The organism is Cupriavidus sp. FW305-46 (assembly GCF_058787075.1).
Genome location: NZ_JBYSZI010000044.1, coordinates 50642 through 60806 on the forward strand (window position 1 = coordinate 50642; position 10165 = coordinate 60806).

Below are 10165 nucleotides of genomic sequence, written 5' to 3' on the forward strand. Positions count from 1 at the left end.
GGCTGGCCGGATAATGCACACGGCAGTAACCGAAAGAGGAGTAAGAGGATTATGAAATCGACCTATAAGAAGATGCTGGCGGCAGGCGCTGTCATGGCGCTGGCCGGAGCCGCACACGCGCAGTCCGCCGGCAGTAATATCGTCAGCCTGGGCTGGTTCCGCGTGATGCCGAACAGCTCCGCCGATCCGCTGACTGTCGACAGCATCAACGGCCGCCCGGTGGGCCTGACCCGGCCGAACACCGGCGCGGAAATCGAATCCGCCGACACGCTGGGCCTGGGCTTCACGCACTACTTCACCGACAACATCTCCGGTGAGATCGTCGCGGGCATTCCGCCCAAGCACGACGTCAAGGGCACCGGCAACTATGCCCAGTATGGCAAGCTCGGTTCGGTCAAGCAGTGGAGCCCGGCGCTGCTGGTCAAGTACCACTTCTTCGACGCCAAGACCAGGTTCCGTCCCTATGTCGGCATCGGCGTGAACTACACCTGGTTCACCGATGAGACAATCACCAACCAGAACTTCGTCAACCGCGAGTTCGTGCCGGGTGCGCGCATGACCGCCAGCGCCAAGCCGTCGTGGAACCCGGTCTTCAACATCGGCGCCAACTACGCCATCAACGACAACTGGTTTGTCGGCCTGTCGGTCTCGTACGTGCCGGTGTCGACCCGCGCGTCCTTCACCACCCAGGCGGGCCCGGTGACGATCCAGTCGCACACCAAGATCAAGATCGATCCCGTTGTGACCTTCCTGAACGTGGGCTACCGCTTCTGAGCGCGGCACACTGACGGCAGAAAGGGCACCGGGGGTGCCCTTTCTTATTGGCGCCGGCTGCGGTGGCCAGCTTACGCCACCGACCTGACCGGATAGCCGGCCTCTTCGATGGCATCGCGCAGGGCCTCTGTGTCGGCGCTGCTCTCGACGCGTACGGCCTGGGCGGGCACATCCGCGCTGACACGCGCGGCCGGGTCAACCGCCTGTACGGCACGCGTGATGGCGCCCACGCAGTGGTTGCACGACATGCCTTCGACCTGGAACTGGATCATGGTGGGACTCTCCTGAACGGGATGGGACGGGCGGCGGGTGCCGCGACAGATGTAGTTTGAACGTTCCCATGGTGGGAAGCGCAAGAGGAATTTATTGGCGCTTATGTGACGGTAACCCCCTGTGCATCCGACCTTGACCTTCCAATGATGGTAAGGTCCATGATGCTGACATCGACACTGTGGATGACTCAGAACCCATGCCAAATTCCAGCGCTGTGCTCGCTTCACAACCTGTCAGGCCGGCTGACCGGCCGGCCGACGAAATGCCCGAATGGCGCCTGCCGGTAGACGGCATGACTTGCGCCTCATGCGTGCGCCGCGTGGAGAACGCGCTGGCCCGGGTGCCGGGCGTGCGCGACGTGGCCGTCAACCTGGCAACTGAAGCCGCAACGCTGCGCGCCGACTCGGGCGCGGTGCTGCCGGCCGCCGCCCGTGCCGTGGCCGATGCCGGCTACACGGTGCCGCAGGACACCATCGAGCTGAATATTGCCGACATGACTTGCGCCTCATGCGTTGGCCGGGTCGAGAAGGCGCTGCGCGGCGTGCCGGGCGTGATGGAGGCGCAGGTCAACCTGGCGACCGAGCGCGCCAGCGTCACGCTGCTGCGCGGAGCGGCGGATACCGCTGCGCTGGTGGCCGCGGTCGCGCGCGCCGGCTATGGCGCGACGCCGGTGGCCGATGCCGCATCGCAGGCGCCGCAGGCCGGGCAGGGCACTGCCTTCTGGGACGGCCCCTGGCCGGTGGCGATCTCGGCGGCGCTGTCGCTGCCGCTGGTGGCGCCCATGGTGCTGGAATGGTTCGGCGTGCACTGGATGCTGCCGGCATGGCTGCAGTGGCTGCTGGCCACGCCGGTGCAGTTCGTGTTCGGCTGGCGCTTCTACAAGGCTGGCTGGAAGGCGGTGCGTGCCGGCGCGGGCAATATGGACCTGCTGGTGGCGCTGGGCACGACGGCGGCCTATGGGCTGTCGCTGTGGCTGATGTGGCGCACGCCGGCCGACGCCATGCCGCACCTGTACTTCGAAAGCGCGGCGGTGGTGATCACGCTGGTGCGCCTGGGCAAGTGGCTGGAGACCCGCGCCAAGCGCCAGACCGCCGATGCCATTCGCGCACTCGCGGCGCTGCGTCCCGATACCGCGCGCGTGCGCCGCGGCGGTGTGGAGCAGAGCGTGCCGCTGGCGGCGGTGCGCGTAGGCGACGAGGTGGTGGTGCGCCCCGGCGAACGCATCCCGGTGGACGCCGAGGTGATCGAAGGCAACAGCCACGCGGACGAATCGATGCTGACCGGTGAAAGCGTGCCGGTGCCGAAGAAGCCCGGCGACCGCATCACCGGCGGCGCCATCAATTTCGAAGGGCTGCTGGTTGCGCGCACCGAGGCGGTGGGCGCCGAGACCGTGCTGGCACGCATCATCCGCATGGTCGAGCACGCACAGGCGGCCAAGGCGCCGATCCAGCGCATGGTCGACCAGGTCAGCGCGGTGTTCGTGCCGGTGGTGCTGGGCATTGCGCTGCTGACGGTGCTGGGCTGGGGCCTCTTTGCCGGAGACTGGGAAACCGCATTGCTCAACGCGGTGGCGGTGCTGGTGATCGCCTGCCCGTGCGCGCTGGGCCTGGCCACGCCCACGGCAATCATGGCCGGCACCGGCGCCGGCGCGCGCGCCGGCATCCTGATCAAGGACGCCGAGGCACTGGAGGTGGCGCACCGCGTCAGCGTCGTGGCATTCGACAAGACCGGCACGCTCACGGTCGGCAAGCCGGAAGTGGTGGCGCTGCATGCGGCCGATCCCGCCGATGCCGACGGCAGCGCGCTGCTGGCGCGGCTGGCCGCGCTGCAGGCCGGCAGCGAGCATCCGCTGGCCCGCGCCGTGCTGGCCGCGGCGCAGGCGCGCGGCATTGCCGCGCCGCAGGCCACCGAGGTGCAGGCCCTGCCGGGCCGCGGCATTGCCGGCGTGGTGGACGGCCAGGCGCTGCAACTGGGCAGCGAGCGCCTGCGTGACGCGCTGGGCGCAGCGGCAGGCTCGCTGGCAACGCTGGCGGAGCAGTTGCGCGCGGATGGCCGTACCGTGTCGTGGCTGGTCGAAACCACGCCGCCGCGCGTGGCCGGGCTGGTCGCGTTCGGCGATGCCATCAAGCCGGGCGCGCCGGCGGCGATCGCCAGGCTGCGTGCGGCCGGCGTGCGCACCGTGATGCTGACCGGTGACAATGCCGGCGCGGCGGCTCGCGTCGCGCAGGCACTGGGGCTGGACGACGTGCAGGCCGAGGTGCTGCCCGAGGACAAGGCCGCCCGGGTGCAGGCGCTGGGGCGCGATGGCGCGGTGGTGGCGATGGTGGGCGACGGCATCAACGATGCGCCGGCGCTGGCGGCGGCGCACGTGGGCATTGCCATGTCGACCGGCACCGACGTGGCCATGCACGCCGCCGGCATCACGCTGATGCGCGGCGACCCGGCGCTGGTGGCCGATGCGCTGGCGGTCTCGCACCGCACCGTGCGCAAGATCCGGCAGAACCTGTTCTGGGCTTTTTTCTACAACGTGGTAGGCATTCCGCTGGCCGCGGCCGGCTTGCTGAATCCGGTGGTGGCGGGTGCGGCGATGGCGTTCTCCAGTGTCAGCGTGGTCAGCAATGCGCTGCTGCTGCGCCGCTGGCGTCCACAAGCCGGTGCGGCACCTGCCGCGCAAGGAGGTGAGTGATGAATATCGGCGAAGCGGCGCAGGCGTCGGGCGTGTCGGCCAAGATGATCCGGCACTATGAATCGATCGGGCTGGTGGCGGCACCGCCGCGCACCGAGGGCGGCTACCGCCGCTATGACGAACGCGCGGTGCACAACTTGCGCTTCGTGCGGCGCGCCCGTAATCTGGGATTCTCGCTCGACGAGATCCGCAACCTGCTGTCGCTATGGCATGACCGCGGCCGCGCCAGCGCCGACGTCAAGGCGCTGACGCTGCGGCATGTGGCCGACCTTGAGCTGCGCATCGCCGAACTGGCGGCCATGCGCGACACGCTGCGCGAGCTGGCGCAGCACTGCAGCGGCGACGACCGGCCGGATTGCCCGATCCTGGCCGATATGGCGCAGCCGGAAGCTCAGGGCAGGCTTGCCTGCCACGGTTGAGCGGGACAGACAGTGCAAGGCAGCACCACAAAGAATAACGACAGCCGGCGCCAGCGCTTTGCTGGCGCTCCGTGCCGGGAGGAGACTTGCGCGAATGGACAACCGATGACGGACGATCCTGCTATTGCCGGTGTTGCCGGCATGCCTGCCGCTACCCCTGCCGGCACGCACGCGCCGGTGCAGAGCCGCCAGCGCATGCGCGACGGCACCGAGCTGCTGCTGCGCACCTGGCAGCCCGATCCGGCGCGCTTTGCCGAGCCGCTCGGCTCGGTGCTGCTGGTGCATGGTCTTGCCGAGCATGCCGGACGCTACCAGCATGTGGCCGATGTGCTGTGCGGGCTGGGCCTGCGCGTGCGTGCGCACGACCTGCGCGGCCATGGCGCCAGCGGCGGCGCGCGCATGGTGGCGGACCATCAGGATGCCTACCTCGACGACCTCGCCGAGATCTATGATGCCGCGGTGCCTGGCTGGAACGAGCTGCCGATCCTGCTCGGCCACAGCATGGGCGGGATGATCGCGGCGCGCTTTGCCACCGCGCGCGTGCGCCCGGTGCGCGCGCTGGTGCTGTCCTCGCCCGCGCTGGCGCTGCGCCTGTCGGGCCCGATGCTGGCGCTGCACCGCGTGCTGCTGGCGCTGGCGCCGCGGCTGCGCGTGCCCAATCCGATCGATGCGCGGCTCTTGTCGCACGATCCCGCCGTGGTGGCCGCCTACCGCTCAGACCCGCTGGTGCAGACCACCATCACCGCCAGTGTACTGGAGAGCTTTATCCGCGGCATGGCGCAGGCCCAGGCCGATGCCGCGCTGCTGGAGGCCCCCACGCTGATGCTGGTCGGCGGCGCCGACCGCGTGGTGGACCCGGCCGGCAGCCGCAGCTTCTTCGACCACGCGCCGCCGGAGTTGCGCGAACAGGTCTGGTTCGAGCACGGCTACCACGAGATCTTCAATGAAGCGCTGCCGCTGCGCGGCGAAGTGTTCGCGGCGCTGACCGGCTGGCTGCAGCGTCACCTGCAGCAGCAGGGACACTAAGTCCGGAACACCGACTCGGCCACGCCGAACACTGCCGCGACGACCGGGTCGTCGCGGCGCGTGGCCAGGCATACCAGCGTCAGTTCGGTCTGCACCGAGACCCCTTCAACGATCACCAGCCCGTGCGCATGCGATTCGCGCAGCGCGATCGCGTCGCGCACCAGCGACAGCCCCACGCCGGAGCGCACCAGGTCCAGCATCGAAGCCTCCTGGTCGACATGCGCCACCTTGGGCACGCCGGCCGGGTCGACGCCGGCCTGCGCAAAGCGCGCGGACAAGAGCCGGTTGTGCGCCGATTCGGGCGGCGTCCAGATCCACGGCAGCGTTGCCAGCTGCGCCCATGAGCGCAGCGCGGTGCGCTCTTTCCAGCCCTTGGGCGCCACCACGTAGTAAGAGAACGGCGTCAGCGTCAGCGCATGGAAGCCGGCGTCAGGCGGCTGGCCCAGGTAGAAGCCCACGTCGAGCGCGCCGCTGCGTACCTGTTGCAGCACCCAGCCCGACATACCGTGGCGCAGTTCTGTGCCGATCTGCGGATGGCGTTCCACCAGCGTGCGCAGCATCGGGCCCAGCCGCGTGAATTCCGGATCGAGGATGGTGCCGATCGCCAGCCGGCCGCGCACGGTGTGATGCATCGCGCTGACGGTGTGCTGCAGGTCGCCCACGCCGTCGAGGATGCGTTCGGCCAGCGGCAGCAGTGCGGCGCCGTCGGCGGTCAGCGTCAGGCCCGCGGCAGTGCGCTCGAACAGCCGGATGCGCCACGCCGATTGCAGCGCTTTCAACTGCAGGCTGACTGCGGGCTGGGTCAGGTGCAGCCGCTGCGCGGCGCGGGTCAGGTTGCCCTCGCGCGCGACGGCAACGAAGGCGCGCAGGTGGTGGAGGTCCAAGGCAGTGTCGGGGCGAAAGGTGGCGCGGGAGCGAGGCGTGGTGCGGCGCAATATTTTGCGTGGCTTATATTGCGATTGACGATAAATCATTGGACGGGGCCGCGCAACTGCACCAAGCTTGCGCTCAATACGGCCCGGCACGCCTTGTGCGGCGCGGCATCGATGCCAGTGCGAGACTGGCGGATGTTTGCGCCAGCGTCTTCACCAGACGCAAAGATCGGGCAAGCCGCATGCCGTCAGCGACCCAGCATTCAGGAGCGGAAGTGGAAGACATAGTTGCAGAAGCCAGCGCGGTGCAGACCATCATCGGCCATAGCATCGCAGGCCGGCAGACACGCGGCGCATCGCAGCGTCTTGCCGATATCTATAACCCCGCCACCGGCGAAGTCGCCGCGCGCGTGGCACTGGCCACCGCGCAGGACGTGGCCGACGCCGTTGCCGCCGCCCATGCCGCATTCCCCGCCTGGGCCGACACCCCGCCGCTGCGCCGCGCGCGCATCCTGTTCAAGTTCAAGGAGCTGCTCGACCAGCACCACGACGACCTGGCCGCGCTGATCACGCGCGAGCACGGCAAGGTGTTCTCGGACGCAAAAGGCGAAGTCACGCGCGGCATCGAGGTGGTGGAGTTTGCCTGCGGCATCCCCAACCTGCTCAAGACCGACTTCACCGACAACATCGGCGGCGGCATCGACAACTGGAACCTGCGCCAGCCGCTGGGCGTGGTGGCCGGCATCACGCCGTTCAACTTCCCGGTGATGGTGCCGATGTGGATGTTCCCGGTGGCGATCGCCTGCGGCAATACCTTCGTGCTGAAGCCGTCGGAGCGCGATCCGTCGCCGAGCCTGCTGATTGCCGATCTGCTGCGCCAGGCTGGTTTGCCTGATGGTGTGTTCAACGTGGTGCAGGGTGACAAGGAAGCGGTCGATGCACTGCTGGCGCATCCGGATGTGCAGGCGCTGTCGTTCGTCGGTTCGACGCCGATTGCCGAGTACATCTACACGGAAGGCACCAAACACGGCAAGCGCGTGCAGGCGCTGGGTGGTGCCAAGAACCATCTTGTGGTGATGCCCGATGCGGATCTCGACCAGGCGGTCGATGCGCTGATCGGCGCGGCGTACGGTTCCGCCGGCGAGCGCTGCATGGCGATCTCGGTAGCGGTGGCAGTCGGCGATGTCGCCGACAAGCTCGTGCCGCGGCTTGCCGAACGCGCCAGCTCGCTGAAGATCCGCAACGGCATGGAGTCCGACGCCGAAATGGGTCCGCTGGTAACCGCTGTGCACAAGGCGAAGGTGGAGGGCTATATCGCCAAGGGCGTGGAAGAGGGCGCGACGCTGGTCACGGATGGCCGCGGTCATACCGTACCCGGCCATGAGAACGGCTTCTATGTCGGCGGCACGCTGTTCGACCACGTCAAGCCGGACATGACGATCTACAAGGAAGAGATCTTCGGCCCGGTGCTGTCGGTAGTGCGCGTGCATGACTTTGCCGAAGCCGTGGCGCTGATCAATGCGCATGAGTACGGCAACGGCGTATCGTGCTATACCAGCGACGGCGGCATCGCGCGTGCATTCGCGCGGCAGATTCAGATCGGCATGGTCGGCATCAACGTGCCGATCCCGGTGCCGATGGCGTGGCACTCGTTTGGCGGCTGGAAGCGCTCGCTGTTCGGTGACCACCATGCCTATGGCGAGGAGGGCGTGCGTTTCTACACGCGCTACAAGAGCGTGATGCAGCGCTGGCCGGATTCGATCGCCAAGGGCGCTGAGTTCACCATGCCGGTGGCGAAATAAGCGGCAACGATGATGACGAGAACAGCGACAGAGACATTCGACTACATCATCGTGGGGGCCGGTTCGGCCGGCTGTGTCCTGGCGAACCGCCTGACACAGGATGCGGACGTCAGCGTGCTGCTGCTGGAGGCCGGCGGCAAGGACGACTACCACTGGATCCATATCCCGGTGGGCTACCTGTACTGCATCGGCAACCCGCGCACCGACTGGCTCTATCGCACCGAGGCCGAGGCCGGGCTGAACGGCCGCTCGCTGGGCTATCCGCGCGGGCGCGTGCTGGGCGGTTGCTCGTCGATCAACGGCATGATCTATATGCGCGGCCAGCGCGAGGATTATGACGAGTGGGCGCGGCTCACCGGCGACGATGGCTGGCGCTGGGACAATGTGCTGCCGCTGTTCAAGCGCAGCGAGGACCATCACCGCGGCCCGAGCGAATTCCATGGCGCGGGCGGCGAATGGCGCGTGGAAGGGCAGCGCCTGCGCTGGGACATCCTGGAGCGCTTTGCCGATGCCGCCGAAGAGGCGGGGATTCCGCGCACGGAGGATTTCAACCGCGGCGACAACTTCGGCGTGGGCTATTTCGAAGTGAACCAGCGCCGCGGCATCCGCTGGAACACGGCCAAGGCCTTCCTGCGGCGTGCGTCGGAGCGTCCCAACCTGACCATTGTCACCGGGGCGCAGGTGAGCGGGCTGACCTTCGACGGGCGCCGCTGCACCGGCGTGAACTATATCGGAGGCGGCCGTCCGCACACGGTGGCGGCCACGCAGGAAGTGATCCTGGCCGCGGGCGCGGTCAATACGCCGCAGCTGCTGGAGCTGTCGGGCATCGGCCAGGCCGAGCGCCTGCAGGCGCTGGGTATCCCGGTGCGCCATGCGCTCGCCGGCGTGGGCGAGAACCTGCAGGACCACCTGCAGCTGCGCTCGGTGGTGAAGGTCAGCGGCGTGCGCACGCTCAACACCCGCGCCGCGAGCCTGTGGGGAAAGTTCTGCATCGGCGTGCAGTACGCCTTCAACCAGAGCGGGCCGATGAGCATGGCGCCGTCGCAGCTGGGCGCCTTTGCGCGCTCGGACCCGGCGCAGGCGCGGCCGAACGTGGAGTACCACGTGCAGCCCTTGTCGCTGGACAAGTTCGGCGACCCGCTGCATGCGTTCAATGCCTTTACCGCGAGTGCCTGCAACCTGCGGCCGACCTCGCGCGGCAGCGTCCATGTCGGCAGCGCGGATTTCCGCCAGGCGCCGGTGATCGCGCCGAACTACCTGGCGACCGACGAGGATCGGAAGGTCGCGGCCGACTCCATCCGGCTCACGCGCCGCATCGTGGCATCGCCGGCGCTGGCGCCGTTCCAGCCCGAGGAATGGCTGCCGGGTGCGGCATTCCAGACCGACGAACAACTGGCCGAAGCGGCCGGCAATATCGGCACCACCATCTTCCATCCGGTGGGCACCTGCAAGATGGGCCGCGCCGACGACCCGATGGCCGTGGTCGACCATCGCCTGCGCGTGCTGGGCATCGACGGCCTGCGCGTGGTCGATGCCTCGGTGATGCCGCTGATCACGTCGGGCAACACCAATTCGCCGACCATCATGATCGCCGAGCGCGCGAGCGACCTGATCCGCGAAGACCGCCGGCAGGGCCGGGCGGCGGCGGAAGTCGTGGTGCAACCGGCGCCGGCGGCAGCCGCTGCAGGCGCCTGACATGAGCGCGCCACTCGATCGCGGGCGGGGCCGTGACCGAGTGGCGCAGCCTGCTCATGTGCGCTTGCAAAAAAACTGACACTTGGTTCATGTTTCATAGTGCAAACCCCGATGTTTTGCGATGCAACAGGCGCACACAATAGACGCCTCACAGGGTGCGTCGGCAGCACATCGAAGCCATCGCCGCAACCTGCGCGGGAGCCGCCCCGCACCAAAACAGAAAGCCGCAGCAGGGCCGCAACCATGGCCAGCCTGGCGGAACAAGCGGCAGCAAGGGCCTACAAGGCCGGTTCGGACCATTGTCAGTGCCGGGCATCACCCCGGCAGTTCAGCAAGAGGGCGGGCAGGAGACATGAACCAGCTGGAAACCATCCTGGAAACGCGGAACCTCACCAAGGAGTTCAAGGGGTTCACGGCGGTGAGCGACGTCAACCTGCAGGTGCGACGCGGGTCGATCCATGCGTTGATCGGCCCCAACGGCGCCGGCAAGACGACTTGCTTCAACCTGCTCACCAAGTTCCTGGAGCCGACCACCGGCACCATCCTTTTCAACGGCATCGACATCACCCGTGAAAAGCCCGCGCAGATCGCGCGGCGCGGCGTGATCCGTTCGTTCCA

Annotated in this window: 9 protein-coding genes; 7 read left to right on the forward strand and 2 right to left on the reverse strand. The window is 68.1% G+C overall.

Translation table 11 applies throughout. The features are described from left to right. Window positions 1-51 precede the first annotated feature (51 nt). Window positions 52-774 (forward strand): OmpW/AlkL family protein, encoded by a 723-nt coding sequence (locus tag AC3WON_RS20950; RefSeq protein ID WP_492321547.1) that lies wholly within the window; start codon window positions 52-54, stop codon window positions 772-774. Window positions 775-845: 71 nt separating this feature from the next. Here AC3WON_RS20950 and AC3WON_RS20955 read toward each other — a convergent pair whose 3' ends face one another. Further along, window positions 846-1046: a heavy-metal-associated domain-containing protein gene (locus tag AC3WON_RS20955; RefSeq protein ID WP_492321546.1), complete on the reverse strand. Its 201-nt coding sequence runs from the start codon at window positions 1044-1046 to the stop codon at window positions 846-848. A gap of 197 nt (window positions 1047-1243) precedes the next feature. Here AC3WON_RS20955 and AC3WON_RS20960 point away from each other — a divergent pair, with 197 nt between their 5' ends. The 3 genes from AC3WON_RS20960 (at window position 1244) to AC3WON_RS20970 (ending at window position 5178) form a co-directional block, all read left to right on the forward strand. Beyond that, a complete protein-coding gene (locus AC3WON_RS20960) occupies window positions 1244-3733 on the forward strand; it encodes a heavy metal translocating P-type ATPase (RefSeq protein ID WP_492352669.1) in 2490 nt (829 codons plus the stop codon). Then, window positions 3733-4152, forward strand: coding sequence for a Cu(I)-responsive transcriptional regulator (cueR, locus tag AC3WON_RS20965; RefSeq protein WP_010811293.1), 420 nt, complete (start codon window positions 3733-3735; stop codon window positions 4150-4152). Before AC3WON_RS20960 ends, cueR begins: the two co-directional genes overlap by 1 nt. A 141-nt stretch (window positions 4153-4293) precedes the next feature. Beyond that, entirely contained in the window at window positions 4294-5178 is an 885-nt protein-coding gene (locus AC3WON_RS20970; protein WP_492352670.1) for an alpha/beta hydrolase, read from the forward strand. Here the strand turns inward: AC3WON_RS20970 and AC3WON_RS20975 are convergent. Then, on the reverse strand, window positions 5175-6062 hold the full coding sequence (locus AC3WON_RS20975) for a LysR family transcriptional regulator (protein WP_010811291.1): 888 nt from the start codon (window positions 6060-6062) through the stop codon (window positions 5175-5177). The two genes, AC3WON_RS20970 and AC3WON_RS20975, sit on opposite strands and share 4 nt — an antisense overlap. A gap of 230 nt (window positions 6063-6292) precedes the next feature. Here AC3WON_RS20975 and AC3WON_RS20980 point away from each other — a divergent pair, with 230 nt between their 5' ends. The 3 genes from AC3WON_RS20980 to AC3WON_RS20990 all read left to right on the forward strand — a co-directional run. After that, window positions 6293-7852: a CoA-acylating methylmalonate-semialdehyde dehydrogenase gene (locus tag AC3WON_RS20980; RefSeq protein ID WP_492352671.1), complete on the forward strand. Its 1560-nt coding sequence runs from the start codon at window positions 6293-6295 to the stop codon at window positions 7850-7852. 12 nt (window positions 7853-7864) lie between these two features. Further along, the gene (locus tag AC3WON_RS20985; protein ID WP_492321727.1) at window positions 7865-9547 is read left to right on the forward strand and encodes a GMC family oxidoreductase; all 1683 of its coding nucleotides are present in this window, start codon (window positions 7865-7867) and stop codon (window positions 9545-9547) included. Window positions 9548-9899: 352 nt separating this feature from the next. Then, window positions 9900-10165, forward strand: a 266-nt coding sequence (locus AC3WON_RS20990; protein ID WP_492321726.1) for an ATP-binding cassette domain-containing protein, incomplete at its 3' end; no start/stop codon positions are given.